This window comes from Pseudomonas sp. JQ36 (genome assembly GCF_053851495.1).
Map to the genome: position 1 here is coordinate 3,425,350 of NZ_CM132642.1, position 19,524 is coordinate 3,444,873.

Sequence of the window (19,524 nt, forward strand, 5' to 3'; positions counted from 1 at the left end):
TCAACCAACACGGTCATTGGTGAGTCAGTGCTTCGGTGAAGGTGATAGGGTCAAAAAATGTTTCTCTTTCACTGGCATCGCAATGCGCGCTGAAAATGAACTTGCCGCCGGAGGAACTCGACACGTAAACCCGTGTAACACCCTCGAAGTCGGCGTAATTCTGCGCGGGGCGAATCACCGCCGAGCCGCCACTGCCGCTCGCAGGTTCGGCGGACCAGCGCACCAGACGGTTGCGCCCGGGGTTTTGATAGACGTCGCGCAGCGTGGCGTACAGCTCGACTTCCTGCCCCGCCGGAACCGGCTGCAGCGGCACCTGGGCAGTTAATGGTGGGGGGAAGGACAGCGTCACGGCGTCATCGGAGATATTGATGGTCGGGGCCTGTTGCGCGTCGATCAGGTCAAGCCAGAACAGTGGCGTTTCCTGCCCCATGACCTTGCCCGGCAGATACTCGACCGTCACCGTTCCATTGACTTCAGTGGGCTTGGCCACAATCGTGCCGAGGTTCACTTGCCAGTACACATTGACGCCACTCAGTGGCTTGTCATCGGCGTCCGTCAACGTCACGGTCAACAGGACTTTCTCGCCGGGTTTACCGGCCACCACCTCGGTCTTGTCCACGACACAGGTCATGGTGACCAGTGGTTGCGCCACCTCATCGGCAAAGGCAACCACCGACTCGCGGTTATCTGAAAGGCTCAGCAGCGCGCGCTCGGCGGCAATTCGATAAGCGTCCTTGTCTACGTCCTCCGGCAGATTTCCCACGAGAAAAATCGTCAGGGCGTCCATGCCGCTGTGCCGGGCCAACACGCGGATGCGCATCAGCAAATCGAGCTGGGGCAAAGTCTTGAGGATCTTCAGCGCAGGGTCGATGCGGCTGACGCACTCACGCACTTCTTGCACGCTCCAGTCGAAAAACGCCGCCAGCCGCAACGCTGCCGCTTCCTGTGCCAGCCGCAGCGCATGGCCTGTCAGGGGCGTGGGCAATGCGTTGACCTGACGCAGATAGTCGAGCAGTTTGCCGGCCGGTTGCTCGCTCAACTCGAAGGCCCGCCCCAGCGCGGTCAGGTAATACAGGGTGCGGATCGACAGCAAGTGCCGATCGTCCTGAGCCATCCAGGCCTCGTGGCCGTATTGCAGAAAGTCTTCGAGCAACACCGCAGACAGTTCCAGCTTGCTCGCCACAGCACTGCGACGTCGCACATCAGCCAGCAAGCTCAGCAGCGGGTCGGGTTGCTCTGCGGTGCGTGCAGCGGGACTGAGTGCCTCAGTTGCATCGGCACGCGCGCTGACCTGCGACAACAACTGATAAACCGTAGACTGCGCCCAGATCAGCATCAGCAACCCGCGTTCGGTATCAAGGCCGGTGTACACCGCCAGACACTCCCGGGCGACCGAGACCTGCGCCTCCCGCGCCTGCAACAGCACGCCGAGCATTCGCTCGACGAGAATGCCCCGCACACTGGCGTCGTTTTCGCCCAGCCCCTCCCTGATTGCCTGGTCGAACTTTAGCCGGGCAAGGCTCAGGTAGTCGGTCTCGGGTAATTGCAGGTCGATGACCAGACCTGTCGGGTCGACCAGTTCGGTCAACAACCGCAGCCAGTCCAGCCCCTCCAGCGAGGGAACGCCAGCCATCGACAGCCCGGCATTGTTGAACAGCGCGGCAGGCAGCAGGTTGCGGATCTGCTCGAACAACTGCTGCTCAGCCTGTGTGGCAACCGCCAGGGCCTGCAGCGGTGCCACTTGCTGCAGCATCCACAGCACGGGGAGTTCGCGATCCTTGCACCAGGACACGCAGGAGTGCAGGGCATACATCAGATTGAGCACGTCCGGTGTGGTTTCGCTATTGAGCCGTGCGTGCACCCGCGGCAAACCTGCCAGCCCGTCGACCCAGCTCTCGCCGCCCAACAACGTCAGCATCAGCACGCCTTCGACCGGGGTAATGCCCAGCAGCCGTGGCAACTTCACCAACCGGTAGAAACTCGATATGACTGCCGTGGTGCGCCTCAGCGTGCCGCTGAACCCGTGCGCCCGTTCGATCGCTACTGCCAGGTAGGCATAAGTCTGCAGATCGATGCCCAACCCGCTGCACAACTGGCTGATTGTCAGCTCCGCGATACCCTGCGCCGGCAGCGTCGCAAACGTTGCGCCGTCCAGCACCAGGGGCTGGCGATAATTGCCCTGGCCGTTGAAGGTGCGATCGAACAGTGACAGGGCATTGGCACGACCGTAAATCGAGATTTCATCGATAAATGCCGCGAAATCCTCTGCCGAACAGCCATAGCGTTCACGCAGCGACTGAAACAGGCCCAGCGCATGCACCTGATGGGTAGAAATCCACCACGGATTTGCCGGTGTCGCATGACGGGCCTCTGCCCTGATCGCCGCCGTCAACAACGCATCCACCTGCTCGCTGGGCAGCTCCAGCCATCGATCCAGGCGCAACTTGCGATTCATTCGTTCGTAGCGGTCAATGATGGTCGGGTCTTGTGTCAAACGATGCAGAAAGGCTTCGCTGTCTTCCCTGTAATCAATGTCGAGCGCCGGGATGGTCGCGGCGTTTAGATAGACCGAGCCGGATCGCTGGCTCTCGTCAGCACCCGGTTGCTCGCTGTCATACACGCTGACGTTGGCCGAACGCGTCGGGGCGAATTCGCGAATCGACAGCAACGCCTCGATATCCCGGGTGTCCAGCCCCGTCCGCTCGCCAAAGAATTTCACCTGATTGAGATTTAGCCAATCGGTCCCAGGTGCTCCAAAGTTGTATTGGTAATAATCGTCCCTTGCGTCGGTATCACCAGATTTTATCGGAGCCTCCGTCAGCAATTCACGCTGATAAGGCCCCAGCCGCGACGCATGGGTAAAGGCGCGCCCGGCATCGTTGTCCCATGCCTCGGGCTGCAGGAAATAGGGATAGGCCAGATCCACCATGTGGGCGATATTACCCACCGACAAGCCATGTTCACGGGCGACAAAATCAAGCGTGACCCAATGCTGGTAGTACGGCAGACCGTTGGGGTAACGGGTCTGGATCAGTGCCTCTTCGAGATCCGGAGCGCTATCGTTTTCCTCGATAAACGTTTCGAGCACCGGGACGATGATGTCCAGCGCCGACACTGCCTGATGCACGGCATTGAAGTCGACCAGCAGCTTTTTCAGATCCTGACGGCGCACATGCAAATCGAGTTTTTCCTCGCCGCCAATAGCGTGGATTTTGTCCTGGATCCAGCGCAACAACTCGATCAGGTAAGCCACCGGAGATGCGATTGACTCCAGGGCCTGCGGTGGGCACAACCCATCGAAATTGGTCGAGAACAAACTCTCGTAGCTCGGCCCCGCGACCATCGACAACAGACCGCTGTCGGGGCGCGTGACCCGGGCCTGCGGAGCGCGCAACGAATGTTCGATGAACTGGCGCCGGACAAACACCGCCAGACTGTTGGCCCTGCGTAGAAAGGCCCGCGCGTCGTCGGGGTTCATCCGGTAATGGCTGACCAGCCCCTGAACGCCTTGCTCGACCAGCGGAAAAATCGAACCGCCGTTTTCGAAGTATTTGCAAAAATCGGTATAGGTTTCGCGCTGTTCATCGCTAAACACTTGTCTCAGCAACTGCTGCACTGGACGGATCACAGGCTCGGTCATGGTCTTGCTCCCGGTGGAATCGAAATCACCTCGAAACGCTCGCTTTCAACCCAGTCGGACTTGGTCGAGCCATCCGCAGCGTCGGTGACGGTCTGTTGGAATCGGCACCAGTGGCCGCCTGGACGCAAGGCGTGCGATGCCTCGCCGCGCCAGCCTTGATCGGTGACGGCAATGTCTTCGCTCAAGACTTGATCAGGGTCGTACCAGGTCACCACGCGCCCCACGCCCGTGCGGCCTTTACCGAGGAAGCGAAGCGGATTTTCTTTCCAGCTTCCCGGCGTCGGCTCATCGATAGCGGGCAGGTAAGTGCCCAGCTCTACTGGATGTGGAGCCGAGGGGGCAGACTCGAAGCCATCACACGAGGACACCGCCACCAGTTGCGCAGTGCCGTCGGACTGCTCCGTTTCAAGCGTCAGCGACCAGGTACGATCCTCGAGCACCGGAGCGCTTACGCGTACCGAACCCTTGCTGCCCGTCAGCGTCACCAGCACTGTGTCACCGGGGTAGCCGAAGCCGGACACAACAACCCGACGACCGACGTGCACACCTCGCCCGGGGCTTTCGATAACCGGCGCGGCGGGCACCACCTTGAAACTGCGCACAAGACTTTCCTTCGACTCATGATCGTCGAAGAATTGCCGGGCCTTCACTTTGTAGTTGCCGACCGGCAACGTTACGTCGGCAAACCAATCGCCCTTGGCGCCTATCGAGATTTTATCGAGCAGGATTTCGCTCGGACTTTCACACCAGATCGTCACGTGGCCAAGGGGTTCGCCGGTGCCACGAAGCGTCGAGGTGCGCGCCAGCGATTGATGCTCCTGCGGCACCGTGATGACCGGCGGCACCAGCACGACAAAAAAACTGCGCACAGCGCTGGGCAGAGAGGGTCTGCCGGCGATGGTTTGCACGGCATCGATCTGGTATTTGCGGAACTCGAGTTTTTTCAGCTCGATGAACCAGTCGCCATGAGCGGTCAGCCGTTTCGGCTCACCCAGATTCCGCCCGAATTGCGCGTCCCGCAGTTGCAATGTGGCACCGTTATAGCCGTTGATGCCGTGCACGTTCATGTCGTAGTGGGTGTCTGCGTTTTCATTCGGCGCGGTGATATCCGGTTTCTCCGGGCTGACCGAGAACGTTTGCGAGGCTGGCGGCGACGGTCGCCCGGCGACGGTCTGGATCACCGTCACGGTGTGCTGCTCGTCCGGAGCAAACCCGGCGTCGCGCTTGAAGGTCCATGTGCCACTGCTTCCATCAGGTTTGTGCTCGGTCGCACTGTCGCTGTACTTCAGGCTCAGTGTCGCGCCGGGCCAGCAGGAGCCGGAGATTTTCGGCGAGAGTCCATCGTCTTCGACGGCAGTGATGATGGGTGCCAGCAGCGGCACAGAGATGGTTATTTCCACCGGATCGGAGGCGAAAGCGTCTTTGGACTGCACCACCAGGACGATTCTGCTGGTATTCGGCTGCCAGGGTGTCGATGCCTCTGCCGTCCAGCCCTGGCCCGTCACGGGCGCGGGTGGTGCAATGGCGGCGCCGCTCTGCTTATCCGTCACTTGCACTGTGGCGCCGGCTATCCCTCTGCCAGTGATACGCGGTTTGTAGTCGACAACGGTAAAAGCCAGCTCGGTCGGCGGTGGGAAACGGTCGATATTGATGACCAGCTCAACAGCGTCCGACACCGCCGCACCGAGCCTCTGCACCACACGCACGGTGCGGGTCGAACCCGGTGCCCACGCCTCGAAGGCACGGGTCAACCAGCCCTGATTCGTGACCTGCGTCGATGGAGCGAGCGCAGCGCCGGTCGCCTTGTCGGTGACCTCGACAGATGCCCCTGCAATACCTTCGCCGATGAATGTCGGAGTGTAGAGGTCGTTGGTGTATCTCACTGAAGAGGGCGGTGGAAGCTTTGATGAGGCCTTGAAATGGTATTCCTGCGAGGGAATCCAGCCACCAGCATTGTCGTCAACTTTCTGCACGATCTTCAGATCGTAGTCGCCGATGGGCCAGTACTGTGAAGTCGTTCTCCAACTGCCTGCGGTCACGACAACGGCAGGTGGCGGCGTAGCTCCAGTCGGACCTCGGACAATCGTGATCTCGACCGTGGCGCCGGTAAAACCTGCGCCGGAAAACTCGATGGAGGTGAGGGACGGGTAGGTGAAGTTGATTGTGCTCGGTGTTGGGGGGCGGACTTTGAACGAACGGGCCACACTCACTTCCGAAGTGCCGCCAGGTACCGTTTGCTGCGCCACAACCGTAAAGCGGCCCGGCGGCATGTCGCGGGTGAACGTTGTAACCCTCCATCCTCCGTTGGCATCAGCAATGCCCTGGCCGACCTTGAATGAATGTTCGAAATCCTTGAGGACTTCGACGGTCGCACCTGGAATAGCCCTCCCCCCTTCTATCGGACCTCTCGGATCGGTCACCGCTGATTCGGATGGCGTCGTGATTGTCGGCTGCAGAAGCAAGGTGAAGAATTGCGCAGCGGTCCAATCATCCATGCCTCTGTGGCCAGCCGTGATATCGACGCGACCGCCGTCAGGGTAGTTGGACTGGTTGAATGATGCTTCCCACGTTTCGTCAGGCTTGACGGTTGTCGTGGCGTGTAACACGCCGCCCCCCGGGGTCATCACATCGATGACATTGCCTGGCGTGCCTCGGCCTTTGATCAGCAATCCGCTGGCCGACTTGAGTACCGCACTGTTTGCCGGAGAGTCGATACGTGGTGCCACGTACCTTTTGAGGGTAACGGTATTGGACTTACCGGAGTTCTGGTTGCCAATGATTTGTACGGCGTAGAAATCCAAAACGCCGGGCGGCAACATGATGGAGGTATTCCACCCCCCGTTGTTCTGGACAGGAGCAGTCCCCACTGGAATTTCAGCATTGTTAAACTGCCACCTCAAATGAATTGTGCCGGGGACAAGCCCGTTTCTACCGGATACAGTGAACGGCTTCTCGACATCGATCGAGGTTCCGGAAGTGGGAACCTCGATAATCGGTTTCTGTGCTGGGTAGATATCAAGGCCCCACCCTTCGTGGGGTTCAACATCGTTGTTGGATCCGTCGTAGTTAACCCGGATTGCCAGCGACACGCCAAAATCAGGAGGACCGAGCGGGGAGTCGAGAAAAATTTCATAATCGTGCCATTGGGTGTCCTGACGCATGGAGTCAGGGGAGTCCTTGCGAACCCAGTTACGAGCTTGAAGACCCACATCTATATTGGCGCGATACCAGTTCCCAGAGCGCGTGGTCATTTTGTAACGCAAGGTCTTCACATAGATGCGGCCTGATTCGAACTTGTACCGGCACACCATTTGAGTTTGCAGCTCCGGCACTCTGGGGTGTGTCTGGTAAAGCGATGTTTCGACCGCATCCGCCCAGAACACCTCGGAAAACTGCGCTCCATCGCCCAGCTCCTTGAGTGATCCGTCTGCCAGTTTCGTGACCTGAGCGACAGTGGTCTGAACCTTTTCGGTATCAAGCCAGGCTCGTCCTTTCTCGTCGTCCTCGACGGTTTCGTTCATGTCGGCAATGCTCCGGGCAATGGGTCGCTCACGTTGTGGGATCAACATACGTGTGCTCATTGCACGCGACCACTGTCAGAACTGACAGTCCAAAAGATCCAATTCATCTAAAAAAACATTGCTTGATTACTAGAACAGCTAAGTCTTTCCACGCCCTACTTCGACACGCGCAGCAAACTACAACGCCTTGCGCCTTTGCCTACAGATCCGCCAGAATCCGCCGGCTTGTGCGCTTTGCCGATGCTCCGTAACGTGTTCCGTGCCGCTGCCAATCAGTGGTCGGGTTTAGTCGCCCGGGGGGTATACGAATGTGCACAAGCGTCATCAAGTCGGGTATTCCCTATCCCCGCACTCGATGGTGGCTGTTCGCAGGGCGCCCTCGGGCGCGCCGGTATTTCGTATGCCTCCCGGTCGACTAACCTGCTTGCAGCCGCCACCCTAATTCGTTTAGTCGCGAATCGGTCGTGGCCCTACTTAGAGGCAATACGATCATGTTCAAAGCAACCCCTAATCCACCCGAAACAAATCCTGCCGATACCTCGCCCTACGAATCCGCCGATTCACGAAAGCTCCACGAAGCCGCCGAGCGCGCCCTCGACCACTACCTCAAACCCGAACCGCCCTCGCGCAATTCAGTGGATCGTGGCATGCAGATGTTCCGGGTCGCGCCTGACATCAACCCCGAAGCGATCGCCATCCAGACCTACGAAACCTTTTCGTCGGTGAGCATTCTGTTGCTGGATCTGGCGGACAGCCTGGAAGACAAACCACGGCATCTGGCGATGGCGATTTATCAGTTGAGCGAGATGGGGTTACTGCTGGCGGAGAAGACGCTGGACAGTGAGCGGGCGATTGCTGTGGGTTAGCCTTTGGAGAAGCGTTGTCTGGGCTGATGCCTTCGCGGGCAAGCCCGCTCCCACAGGGATTTGTGGTGTGCACACATTCTTTGATCAACCCCGGACATTGTGGGAGCGGGCTTGCCCGCGATGGCAATTAGGCGAGCGTCGCCGAAGTCAGGCCGAGGCCGGCAATGGCTGGAAGCTGAAGTACTGACGCAACGCCTCGACCAGTTGCCCATATTCCGGGGGTGGACGCTGCAGGCTGAACCCGGCGTCGTAATGCAGGGGCGTCGCGTCTTCGTGGCACCACAGGCAGCACGCCGTGAGGTCGATGACCTGCTGGCAGCCGTCGCTGAATGGCAGTTTGAGACGCAGACTGAAATCGACGCCGATCATCATCGGCAACTGGCTGATGAGCATCAGCCCGTCCTCGGACACGTTGCCCAGAAAACCGATGGGTTTGTCGGTGACGCTGTTGTACACCCGCAGGAAGTACGGCAACTGGTGCCGTTCAATTCGACGATCGGTAAACATGCGCAGTACGCCATGCAAGGCTCCATCACAGAGCCGCACCTTTGCTTCGGAACGTGCCTGCCCTGCAGACGCGCTCTCCCCGCTTCCGGTGTGACGGTCGCCAATACGCCATCACCTCAACCTCTACCAGTCGCAGGTGTTGCCCCGGCCCAAAATCAGGCTCTGAACCGGATCACTGGACTATAGCTCAGCTTGTACAGTCGGCCAGCGTTTGTATGACAACCAGCATCAGAAACGTTGCGGACTTGGTGCTGCCGCTCCGCTGCGAGTCGGGTAATGTCCCAGGCTCTGCAGGGTTTCCAGGCGGGCGCGCGCACGGAAGGCGTATTCGCTGTGGGGGTACGAGGCGATGATGAACTGATAGGTCTGCGCCGCGTCGATGTACATTTTTTGCCGTTCCAGGCACTGGCCGCGCATCATCGACACTTCCGGCCACACATACGGCCGGGCCCGGCTGGCGCGTTCAACCTTGGACAGTTCAAGCATCACCTGCTCGCAATTGCCCCGGTCGTAGGCGCTGTAGGCGTTGTTCAAATGATGGTTCATCGACCAACGGGTGCAGCCCGTGACGGCGAGGACGCTGAGGGCAAGGGCGGCAATGGGCAACAATCGCATGGGGAGGTTCTCCTGTCTTGAGCTCTGTATCGACCTTGCGCGAAAAATCTTCAATGCCGCTCTCGTCAGCGTGGTATCAGTGCGGGGCGTCCTCGGGCGGGTTAGCATCGCCCTTCGGGGTAGATGGGGTTGACTCCAGATGGATGGTCACTACTGGTGACCTTGGCGAAACCGCGCCGTCCGCGCTTCTTTCAACGACATAAAAACCGAATTTGCTCAGATCCAGGAACGTATTCCATCTCCCGTTGCTACTGATCAATTGGCCAAACAGCGGATTCAAGGGATCCCTGGTGCTGTAGGCGACCGCGGAATTTCCGGGTGTTCCTGTTCCCTCCACTCGAAAACGCACACCTGGCGTGTCGCCATCTTTTGGGCTTTCAATCACTGGCGGTTCCAGCGCCTGGTGTGTTTCTTTTTCAGCTGTCATGTCGTAAGCCTCGCAGCCCCGCCACCATTGGCGGGATTCAATCTGTATAGCGATCGAAAAACCGCGTGCCACCTGTAAGAAATACCAGTACCGACCAGCGGTAGCGGTTGCCGGTCACAGTCGTTGAAAAAAACCACGTTCAATAAAGAAAACAATAAGTAGTGCAAACGAACAATGACTACACCCCAAGAGCATAGTAGCCTCTGCTAGCGCTTGAACTCAGGAGTCTTTGCATGTCCGTCCGTCGTACCAAAATCGTCGCTACCCTTGGCCCGGCCAGTAACTCGCCGGAAGTTCTCGAACAGCTGATTCTGGCTGGTCTGGACGTCGCCCGTCTGAACTTCTCCCACGGCACCCCCGACGAGCACAAGGCTCGCGCGAAGCTGGTGCGTGACCTGGCGGCCAAGCACGGCCGTTTCGTCGCCCTGCTGGGTGACCTGCAAGGCCCGAAAATCCGTATCGCCAAATTCGCCAACAAGCGCATCGAGCTGAAGATCGGTGACAAGTTCACCTTCTCCACCAGCCATCCGCTGACCGAAGGCAACCAGCAAGTGGTCGGCATCGACTACCCGGATCTGGTGAAAGACTGCGGCGTGGGCGACGAGCTGTTGCTCGACGACGGCCGCGTAGTGATGCGCGTCGAAACCGCCACCGCTACCGAGCTGCACTGCGTGGTGACCATCGGCGGCCCGCTGTCCGACCACAAAGGCATCAACCGTCGCGGTGGCGGCCTGACTGCTCCGGCCCTGACTGAAAAAGACAAGGCCGACATCAAGCTCGCCGCCGAAATGGAAGTCGACTACCTCGCGGTGTCCTTCCCGCGTGACGCGGCTGACATGAACTACGCCCGTCAACTGCGCGACGAAGCCGGCGGCACTGCCTGGCTGGTGGCGAAGATCGAACGCGCCGAAGCCGTGGCCGACGACGAAACCCTCGACGGTCTGATCAAGGCTTCCGACGCAGTGATGGTTGCCCGTGGCGACCTCGGTGTGGAAATCGGCGACGCCGAGCTGGTGGGCATTCAGAAGAAGATCATTCTGCACGCACGCCGCCACAACAAAGCGGTGATCGTTGCGACCCAGATGATGGAGTCGATGATCCAGAACCCGATGCCGACCCGCGCCGAAGTGTCCGACGTGGCCAACGCCGTGCTCGACTACACCGACGCCGTGATGCTCTCGGCCGAATCCGCTGCCGGTCTGTACCCGCTGGAAGCCGTTCAGGCGATGGCGCGCATCTGCGTCGGCGCTGAAAAGCATCCGACCAGCAAGACTTCCAGCCACCGTATCGGCAAGGAATTCGAGCGCTGCGACGAAAGTATCGCCCTGGCAACCATGTACACCGCCAACCACTTCCCGGGCGTGAAAGCGATCATCGCCCTGACCGAAAGTGGCTACACCCCGCTGATCATGTCGCGCATCCGCTCCTCGGTGCCGATCTACGCGTTCACTCCGCACCGCGAAGCCCAGGCTCGCGCAGCGATGTTCCGTGGCGTGTACACCGTGCCGTTCGACCCGGCATCGCTGGCCCCGAACGAAGTCAGCCAGAAAGCGATCGACGAACTGGTCAAGCGTGGCGTTGTGGAAAAAGGCGACTGGGTCATCCTGACCAAGGGCGACAGCTACCACACCACCGGTGGCACCAACGGCATGAAGATCCTGCACGTTGGCGACCCGCAGGTCTGAGTGATTCGCTGAAAACCAAAAGCCCCGGCATGCGAATGCCGGGGCTTTTTTATTACCCGTTAACACCTGTTGGGCGAATCTACAACTGTCAGACCTGACAGTTGTGCCACTGACGATGGAAGCTTTTAATCGAAACTCGTCCGATCATTAATCTTCAGAGTTTTACGCTTTTCTATCGTGCAATGAACTGACGACCTGTTTTTTCCGCAATTGCACGAGGTCGAAAAAATGACGAGTCAAAAAACTTACGGCGGGATGCTCGATACCGATTTCGGCGACGAAGGAATTGTGACGATAGTCAACGGAAATCCGGACTACGGAACTATCCATATCAAACAACTGCTGGTAAAGGATTCCTGGATCTATTTTGGTGGGCATTCCTCCAAAGGCAATTCCAGCTACTTCACCCTGGGCCGCCTGGATCTAAATGGCGATCCTGATCTTGATTATGGCGAGAACGGTTTATTCCAACACCCGCTTCCCGAGTTTTCCGGCCTTTCCTCGTTTGCTTTGCAAGATGGCAGGATTATCGTTAACGCCGAATCCAAATCGTCTATTTCTACCAACTTTTCGTATTTTTACCGATTGGAAGCAAATGGATCACTGGATAAAACCTTTGGCGAAGATGGCCAGGTTTGTCTGGAACTCGGTTCGCTATCCACGCAACCAATTGAAGTTCTGGAAAGCTCCGCCGCTGACCAGACGGGTATGGTGATCTTGCGTGACGGCAAGATTCTCACTATTCATTACTATGGATGGATCATACGCCTGACGCCGCAGGGAGCTCCGGACACAACATTCTCCCCTACAGGCTTCATCCATATCAAAAACCCTCATAATCCAACGAGTCTGTTGCAGAGCTTGCTGGTTAACGATACGCAAGAGAAATATGTGGTTGGAGGCTTGACGCTCGCCACATCAAGTCACCATGCCATGCTTGCCTGCTTGCATAAGAATGGCGAGCCCGATGAGTCGTTTGGCAGGATGAAAAATGGTTTCGTGGTGTTCGATATACGTGCATCAGAATTCAAACAACTTGTGCGACAGCACAATGGACGGATTCTTGGGGTTGGTGAAGCGGGAGCATCTTCAGATATCAAAGCGTTGCTGATCAGCTCCGAGCCCAATGGTGAACCGAACATTCAATTCAATCAGGGTCGACCGTTGCTGACGGCCCTGGCCAAGGAAACACAGTGGGAGGCCGGTGCATTTCAAGAGGACGGCCGGTCTGTCGTCGTGGGGTCGACAGGCACTTTCACGCCCATGACTCACCAGCTTGTCGTGGCCCGCTTTAACAGCGACGGGAAACTGGATGCCGACTTTGGTAATGGAGAGGGTTACGTCAAACAAACTCTGCCAACCGATGGAAAAGGAACGTATATGGCCAGCATTGCCTTGCAGTCCGATGAAAAAATCCTTGTGAGCGCCATTCCATTTGTGTTGAGAGACGAGGAGCCTGGATATCCAATGATCTTGCGGTACTTGCCTAACTGAAGGGCGATGCCCTGAGTAATTCCGGTAAACATTGTTGCTCCTCATCTCAAGGAAATGGCCATGACTTCCCAACAGTCGAGTTCCTCACTTATGTCCGGCAAGCTTGATCCTGATTTTGGTAAAGACGGATTTAAGTATCTGACTTCACCGCTTCCTGACTATCCGAAATACCATTCAACCGTGGTCGCGGTAGGGCCTGATGACATGATTTACGTCGCTGGCGAGGCGTACGGTGACCTTGGCGCGGTTTGCACGGTCACCCGCCTTGATCAGAATGGCGCTATCGACGATAGCTTCGGCAACAAAGGTTTTTTCTATAGCGAAACTATTGGCACTCATCAAGCCGACTTTCCCGCTGAGCAAATTGCTTTCTCAGAAGGAAAAATCCTGGTGAGCGGAGAAATGGGTTACTACAACGAGGGTCCGAGATACGACAAAGTCATCATCCGTCTTAATTTGAACGGCACAATTGATGAGACATTTGGCGAAAAAGGAGCGTTCATTTTCTATACCCCTGACGTAAGTGAGACTTCATCAAACAAAGACGCTTACAATGAAAAACGTCAGAAAACCGCCGATTCGAGACTACTCAAACATCCCAAATCGAATACAACTACACCTTCCACTTCCAATTCAATGATGCTTGCCGATGGACGTCTTTTATTACTCCATGAGTCCGGCTCTTTCCTTGAAACCTGCAGCTTTATAATCCGTGTTACCCAAGATGGAAAACTTGACACAACATTTAATAAAACCGGCTTTATCAAAGTCGCTCATGACAAGTTTAATTTTACTCTACTTAGAAGCCTTACGGTCACCAGCACAGGCGACTACATTAGCGCCGGCATCGTCAGACACGAGTACAGGGGCACCCCTGAAGCCATCGTTTTGGTAAAACACGACAAAAATGGACAACTGATCACTGACTTTCAAACGGAAGGATTCAAGTTAATAAAATCCAGTGATACAAACAGCTACTTCACTCTTTCAAGCACGAAAAATCAAACTAACAATCGCATCCTCTGCCTGGGTGCGAAAGTTGAAAGAGGCTCGACCAGCCATGAGGGCTTATTAATCAGCCTCGAAGAAAATGGCCACACCAACATTCAATTCAACGGCGGAGAGCCCGTTTTTTCCGGGTCAATTCAAAAGACACTTACTTCTCCAAAGCGGACTTTCTTTCTAGTGGAAAGTTTCTGGCTACAGGAATTACAAGAAAAGGCGAACTGAACCATTATGCGGTTACTCGTTTTTTAGCCAACGGCGCTCACGATGAAGAATATGGCAATGGGGGCTGGTTTGAATACAGACAAACAATAGTTCCTTCCTACTACAGTTCAGTTATTGCTCATGAAAAAATCATAATGTCGTCATTCCCCGATGATGGGGATTTAGGCAGACGTCCTATTGCACGCGGATTAATGTCTTGACTCATCAAAGACCCGGCATGTGAATGCCGGGTCTTTTTGCATTCTGAGCTAAAAGATGCGGCGTCTATTCTGCCCTCATCGCTAACAAGCCAGCTCCCACAAGGCTCGGCGGCCATTACGGATTTTGCATCCACTACAAAAAACTGTGGGAGCTGGCTTGCCAGCGATGAGGCCGTCCAGATCAGCAAAGATCTCAGTGCCGCTTGATAAACCCGGTCAACGCCGCCAATGCCTCCGGCGAGCGCAAGCGCTGGGTGAACAGTGCGCCCTCCTCCTCGATCACCTTACGGATCAATTCGCGATCCGGCGCCCTCATCAATTGCTTGCTGATGCGCACCGCTTCCGACGGCAGCTCATCGAAACGCAACGCCATCTCCTGCGCCTTGCTTAAGGTCGCTTGGCCGCTCCCCAGCGCTTCAGTGGCAATGCCCCACTGCGCCGCCTGCTCACCGCTGAATCCTTCGCCGAGCAGCAACAGCTCCGCCGCTTTCGCGTGTCCGAGCAAACGCGGCAGGATCAGGCTGGAACCGAACTCCGGGCACAGCCCGAGGTTGACGAATGGCATGCGCAACCGCGCATCGCGGCTGACGTAGACCAGATCGCAATGCAGCAACAACGTGGTACCGATGCCCACCGCCGCGCCGGCCACGGCGGCGATCACCGGTTTGCGGCATTCGAGCAGGTTGAGCATGAAGTGGAACACCGGGCTGTCGAGGTCGCTCGGCGGTTGCTGGATGAAGTCGGCGATGTCGTTGCCGGCGGTGAAGCACTCGGCACCGCCGGTGATCAGCACGGCGTTGATTTCAGGATCGTTGTCGGCCTGCTTCAGGGCCTCGGCGAGGCGACTGTACATCGCGCGGGTCAGGGCGTTTTTCTTGTCCGGGCGGTTGAGGCGCAGGGTAAGCAAACCGCGTTCGCGTTCCAGCAGGATGGCTTCGGTCATGGCGTGTCTCAACATGGCTGTTTTAAGAGGTTCTCTGTGGCGAGGGGATTCATCCCCGGTTGAGTGCGCAGCGCTCACAGAGCTTTTGGGGCCGCTGCGCAGCCTAGCGGGAGCAAGCTCCCTCGCCACAGAAGCGCCCTCAACCAATGAAGGATCTGCGTTTAACTGCGGGACAAAAACACATCGGCCAGCAGTTGATTGCGCGGCAGTCCGGCCAGGTACAGACGCTTGGCAAACGCATCGACGCTGGCAGTCGAGCCGCAGACTAAGGCCAGGGTTTGCCGGGAAACAAGGCGCAGTTGCGCCAAAGCGGCGGCTGACTCGGCCGCCGTCCACAGCTCGACGCTGAGGTTTTCGCGCTGCGCAGCAAGCGCCGCCAGGGGTTTGGCCAGATAGTGCTCGCGTTCGTCATGGGCCAGGTGAATGACGCGGATGGCGCCTTGGTGATCCTGGCGCAAGGCTTCGCGCAGCACGCCGAACAACGGGCCCAGCCCGGTGCCGGCCGCCAGCAGCCACAGCGGTCGGGTGTGCCAGTCCGGGTCGTAATGCAACGCTCCGCCACGCAGTTCGCCGAGGCGGATCGGGTCGCCGATCTGCAGGCGCCGCGCCGCATCGCTGAATTCGCCGGGCTGGCGGCAGTCGAGGTGGAACTCGAGAAAGCGGTCTTCTTGCGGCAGGCTCGCCAGCGAATAGGGTCTGGCGATGTGGTTGATCCACAGCACCAGATGTTGCCCCGCGCTGTAGCGCAGCGGTCGCTGCGGGGTCAGGCGCAAACGCAGGACGTTATCGCTGAGCCAGTCCAGCGCCTCGACCACCGCCGGGCGCCCGTCGGCGACCGGGTCGAAGGTGTGTACCTGCAAATCTTCCGTGACCTGACACTGACAGGCCAGCCGCCAGCCTTGCTGGCGCTGTTCGGCGTTCAAGGCATCCGGGCGACTGTCGGCGGGCGAACCCTGAACACACTGCACCAGACAGGCATGGCAACTGCCGGCGCGGCAGCTGTAAGGCACCGCGACGCCGTGCTGATTCAGCGCGTCGAGCAAATTGCTGCCCGCCGCCACCGACCATTGCCGGTCACCGACGCGAAGTTCAGGCATCCACATTCTCCCATGCCGCTGCACAGCGATTGCGCCCGTCGCGCTTGGCCCGGTACAGCGCCTGATCAGCGCGCTGCAAGGCGTCGTCCAGATCATCACCCAGTTCCAGCAGAGTCATGCCTGCCGACAGGCTCAGGCTGCGCACATTCAGGCCCACCAGTTCGACGTCGGTGAAAGCAATGCGCAGGCGTTCACAACAGGCGGTCAGGCGTTCGGCATCGCAGTCGGGCAGCAACACCACGAATTCCTCGCCACCGTAACGTGCCAGCACGTCGCCGTCACGCAGGCAGGCACCTGCCACGCCGGCGAACGCCTGCAACACCTGATCGCCCGCGGCATGGCCGTGCAGATCGTTGATGCGTTTGAAGTGGTCGAGATCGATCAGCGCCAAGCCATGCACCACGCCCGGTTCCATCTCCGCCAGCTCCCGTGAGGCCAGGCGCAGAAAATGCCGACGATTGAACAGGCCGGTCAGCTCATCGGTGGCCACCAGATCTTCGAGCTGGCGCATCATCCCGCGCAGGGTGTCCTGATGCGCCTGCAAGGCAAACCGGCGCTGGCGCATGCGTTGCCGCGAAACCTGGACGAAGCGTGCGTAAATCACCAGCCACGCCAGCACCATCGCCAGAATGCACACTTGCAACGCCGCCAGTGCCGGATCCGGCAGACGGAAGTGGTAGCCATCCCAGAGGGTGATCGCACAGAAACTGAAGAACACCAGCAGCGCGCAACGAATGAACGCGCGCCGGGTTAAATGAAACAGGCCGAACAGCAGGATCAGTACGTAGAACACCAGAAACGCGCCACGTGCTTCGTCCAGATGAGCGATCAGCCAGGTCTGCCAGCCGAGCCCGAGCAGCACTTGCGCTTCGGTCAGGCTGGGGTCGGCAAAGCGCTGGTTGCGCCCGGACCAGAACAGCGTAAACAACGTGGCCTGGCAGATCACCACCAGCGCGCTACCGATGGCCACGCTGTTCAATGATTGCGGGTAATGCCCGGTGAAAAACGCCAGCCACAGCAGCAGCAAAGCCAATCCATAGGTGGCTGCGGCGAGGGCAAAGCGCTTGAGCAAAAGACGTTGAATGGCGTTATGGGTCAATCGTTGACTCACCGTGCGATAGGAGGCTGACCGAGTGTCCTACTCTACAGACCGGATGCCACTTTAGAGGGGCGGTCGATAAATGACCACCGATTTTCGGCGCCAAAAATTGACGTCAAATGCATGACCCGATTGTCGGATTGACGCCGCCTTCTGTGGCGAGGGAGCTTGCTCCCGCTGGCCTGCGCAGCAGGCCCAAATCCAGCCAACTCAATATTTCAGTTCCACCGTGTATACCGATTTACGGCTGCTGCGCAGCCGAGCGGGAGCAAGCTCCCTCGCCACAGGGGCCAGCAGTGTTCGGTATGCGACCAACGAATGACTGCCGACGCGTGTATGCCCGGAAGAGGCGCGGTATACTGCCGCGCCTTTTTAGCGTCGCGCCAGCAGCCCCGGCGTGCCTTGAAAGGTGCTTGCGACCGACCGATGCACCCAAGCCGCAGGCACCTTATTGAATGTTCCCGTCTTTTAGAGGAGCGCGACTCATGACCGTGATCAAGCAAGACGACCTGATTCAGAGCGTTGCCGACGCCCTGCAGTTCATTTCCTATTACCACCCCGTGGATTTCATCCAGGCGATGCACGAAGCCTACCTGCGCGAAGAATCGCCAGCGGCCCGTGACTCGATCGCGCAGATCCTGATCAACTCACGCATGTGCGCCACCGGCCACCGGCCGATCTGCCAGGACACCGGCATCGTCACCGTGTTCGTGCGTGTGGGCATGGACGTACGTTGGGATGGCGCGACCATGAGCCTGGACGACATGATCAACGAGGGCGTGCGCCGCGCCTACAACCTGCCGGAAAACGTCCTGCGGGCCTCGATCCTCGCCGACCCGGCGGGCGCTCGCAAAAACACCAAGGACAACACCCCGGCAGTCATCCACTACTCCATCGTCCCGGGCAACACCGTGGAAGTGGACGTGGCGGCCAAGGGCGGCGGTTCCGAGAACAAGTCGAAAATGGCCATGCTCAACCCGTCCGACTCGATCGTTGACTGGGTGCTCAAGACCGTTCCGACCATGGGCGCCGGCTGGTGCCCACCGGGCATGCTCGGCATCGGCATCGGCGGCACCGCCGAGAAAGCCGCGGTCATGGCCAAGGAAGTGTTGATGGAATCCATCGACATCCATGAGCTGAAAGCCCGTGGCCCACAGAACCGTATCGAAGAGATCCGTCTGGAGCTGTTCGAGAAGGTCAACCAGCTGGGCATCGGCGCCCAGGGCCTCGGTGGCCTGACCACCGTGCTCGACGTGAAGATCATGGATTACCCGACTCACGCCGCCTCGCTGCCGGTGTGCATGATCCCGAACTGCGCCGCCACCCGTCACGCGCACTTCGTGCTCGACGGTTCTGGCCCGGCATCGCTGGAAGCGCCATCACTGGACGCCTACCCGGAAATCGTCTGGGAAGCCGGCCCGTCGGCTCGTCGCGTCAACCTCGACACCCTGACCCCGGAAGAAGTGCAGAGCTGGAAGCCGGGCGAAACCGTCCTGCTCAACGGCAAGATGCTCACCGGTCGCGACGCGGCGCACAAGCGCATGGTCGAGATGCTGAACAAGGGTGAAACCCTGCCGGTGGATCTGAAAGGCCGCTTCATCTACTACGTCGGCCCGGTTGATCCGGTCGGTGACGAAGTGGTTGGCCCGGCTGGCCCGACCACCGCGACGCGGATGGATAAGTTCACCCGCCAGATCCTTGAACAGACCGGTCTGCTGGGCATGATCGGCAAGTCCGAACGCGGCCCGACCGCGATCGAGGCGATCAAGGACAACAAGGCCGTGTACCTGATGGCTGTGGGCGGCGCCGCTTACCTGGTGGCCCAGGCCATCAAGAAGTCCAAGGTGCTGGCCTTCGCCGAGCTGGGCATGGAAGCGATCTACGAGTTCGAGGTCAAGGACATGCCGGTCACTGTCGCGGTGGACAGCAACGGTGAGTCGGTACACATCACCGGCCCGGCGATCTGGCAACAGAAAATCGCCGAAAGCCTGGCGGTAGAAGTGCAGTAAGCGTTTCGCCTGCTGAAAAAGGCCGGGCCATCGCAAGATGACCCGGCCTTTTTTTGTCTGCTCATATGCTCTTCGCAATAAAAACCATCGGTAGCAATCTTTTTTGATCTAAAAAATCGAGCATACCTGTCAGATCTGACAGGTTATCTGCGGCCCGCTACTTGGTAGCGTTACTCCACCCTCACCTGTGC

Annotated in this window: 13 protein-coding genes; 5 read left to right on the forward strand and 8 right to left on the reverse strand. The window is 58.5% G+C overall.

Annotation, left to right across the window (positions count from 1 at the left end):
* Positions 1 to 13: 13 nt before the first annotated feature.
* Both ACS4NR_RS15395 and ACS4NR_RS15400 read right to left on the reverse strand, forming a co-directional pair.
* Positions 14 to 3,640 carry a Tc toxin subunit A gene (locus ACS4NR_RS15395; protein WP_456017807.1) on the reverse strand — a complete coding sequence of 1,209 codons (3,627 nt, stop codon included), beginning with the start codon at positions 3,638 to 3,640 and terminating at the stop codon, positions 14 to 16.
* Positions 3,637 to 7,161 (reverse strand): carboxypeptidase-like regulatory domain-containing protein, encoded by a 3,525-nt coding sequence (locus ACS4NR_RS15400; protein ID WP_456017808.1) that lies wholly within the window; start codon positions 7,159 to 7,161, stop codon positions 3,637 to 3,639. The genes ACS4NR_RS15395 and ACS4NR_RS15400 overlap by 4 nt, the downstream gene beginning before the upstream one ends.
* A gap of 491 nt (positions 7,162 to 7,652) precedes the next feature.
* Here ACS4NR_RS15400 and ACS4NR_RS15405 point away from each other — a divergent pair, with 491 nt between their 5' ends.
* On the forward strand, positions 7,653 to 8,027 hold the full coding sequence (locus tag ACS4NR_RS15405) for a DUF6124 family protein (RefSeq protein ID WP_095137008.1): 375 nt from the start codon (positions 7,653 to 7,655) through the stop codon (positions 8,025 to 8,027).
* Positions 8,028 to 8,174: 147 nt separating this feature from the next.
* On the opposite strand, the gene ACS4NR_RS15410 is transcribed toward ACS4NR_RS15405, so the two are convergent.
* The 3 genes from ACS4NR_RS15410 to ACS4NR_RS15420 all read right to left on the reverse strand — a co-directional run bounded on the left by ACS4NR_RS15410 (position 8,175) and on the right by ACS4NR_RS15420 (position 9,576).
* A complete protein-coding gene (locus ACS4NR_RS15410; RefSeq protein WP_443534145.1) occupies positions 8,175 to 8,534 on the reverse strand; it encodes a PilZ domain-containing protein in 360 nt (119 codons plus the stop codon).
* A 228-nt stretch (positions 8,535 to 8,762) separates the two neighbouring features.
* Positions 8,763 to 9,149: a tetratricopeptide repeat protein gene (locus ACS4NR_RS15415; protein ID WP_456017809.1), complete on the reverse strand. Its 387-nt coding sequence runs from the start codon at positions 9,147 to 9,149 to the stop codon at positions 8,763 to 8,765.
* 76 nt (positions 9,150 to 9,225) lie between these two features.
* A complete protein-coding gene (locus tag ACS4NR_RS15420) occupies positions 9,226 to 9,576 on the reverse strand; it encodes a hypothetical protein (RefSeq protein ID WP_456017810.1) in 351 nt (116 codons plus the stop codon).
* Between the two features lie 233 nt (positions 9,577 to 9,809).
* On the opposite strand from ACS4NR_RS15420, the gene pyk reads away from it, so the two are divergent.
* From pyk to ACS4NR_RS15435, 3 genes are all read left to right on the forward strand, one after another.
* Entirely contained in the window at positions 9,810 to 11,261 is a 1,452-nt protein-coding gene (gene pyk, locus ACS4NR_RS15425) for a pyruvate kinase (RefSeq protein ID WP_003227610.1), read from the forward strand.
* 228 nt (positions 11,262 to 11,489) lie between these two features.
* On the forward strand, positions 11,490 to 12,755 hold the full coding sequence (locus ACS4NR_RS15430) for a hypothetical protein (RefSeq protein ID WP_456017811.1): 1,266 nt from the start codon (positions 11,490 to 11,492) through the stop codon (positions 12,753 to 12,755).
* Positions 12,756 to 12,815: 60 nt separating this feature from the next.
* Entirely contained in the window at positions 12,816 to 13,985 is a 1,170-nt protein-coding gene (locus ACS4NR_RS15435; RefSeq protein WP_456017812.1) for a hypothetical protein, read from the forward strand.
* 393 nt (positions 13,986 to 14,378) lie between these two features.
* Here ACS4NR_RS15435 and ACS4NR_RS15440 read toward each other — a convergent pair whose 3' ends face one another.
* From ACS4NR_RS15440 to ACS4NR_RS15450, 3 genes are all read right to left on the reverse strand, one after another.
* Positions 14,379 to 15,128, reverse strand: a complete 750-nt coding sequence (locus ACS4NR_RS15440) for an enoyl-CoA hydratase-related protein (RefSeq protein WP_456017813.1) — start codon at positions 15,126 to 15,128, stop codon at positions 14,379 to 14,381.
* Positions 15,129 to 15,289: 161 nt separating this feature from the next.
* Entirely contained in the window at positions 15,290 to 16,225 is a 936-nt protein-coding gene (locus ACS4NR_RS15445; protein ID WP_456017814.1) for an iron-sulfur-binding ferredoxin reductase, read from the reverse strand.
* Entirely contained in the window at positions 16,218 to 17,324 is a 1,107-nt protein-coding gene (locus tag ACS4NR_RS15450) for a GGDEF domain-containing protein (RefSeq protein WP_027612505.1), read from the reverse strand. Before ACS4NR_RS15450 ends, ACS4NR_RS15445 begins: the two co-directional genes overlap by 8 nt.
* A gap of 485 nt (positions 17,325 to 17,809) precedes the next feature.
* Between ACS4NR_RS15450 and ACS4NR_RS15455 the strand changes: the two genes are divergently transcribed.
* Positions 17,810 to 19,333: a fumarate hydratase gene (locus tag ACS4NR_RS15455; RefSeq protein WP_027612504.1), complete on the forward strand. Its 1,524-nt coding sequence runs from the start codon at positions 17,810 to 17,812 to the stop codon at positions 19,331 to 19,333.
* Positions 19,334 to 19,524 lie beyond the last annotated feature (191 nt).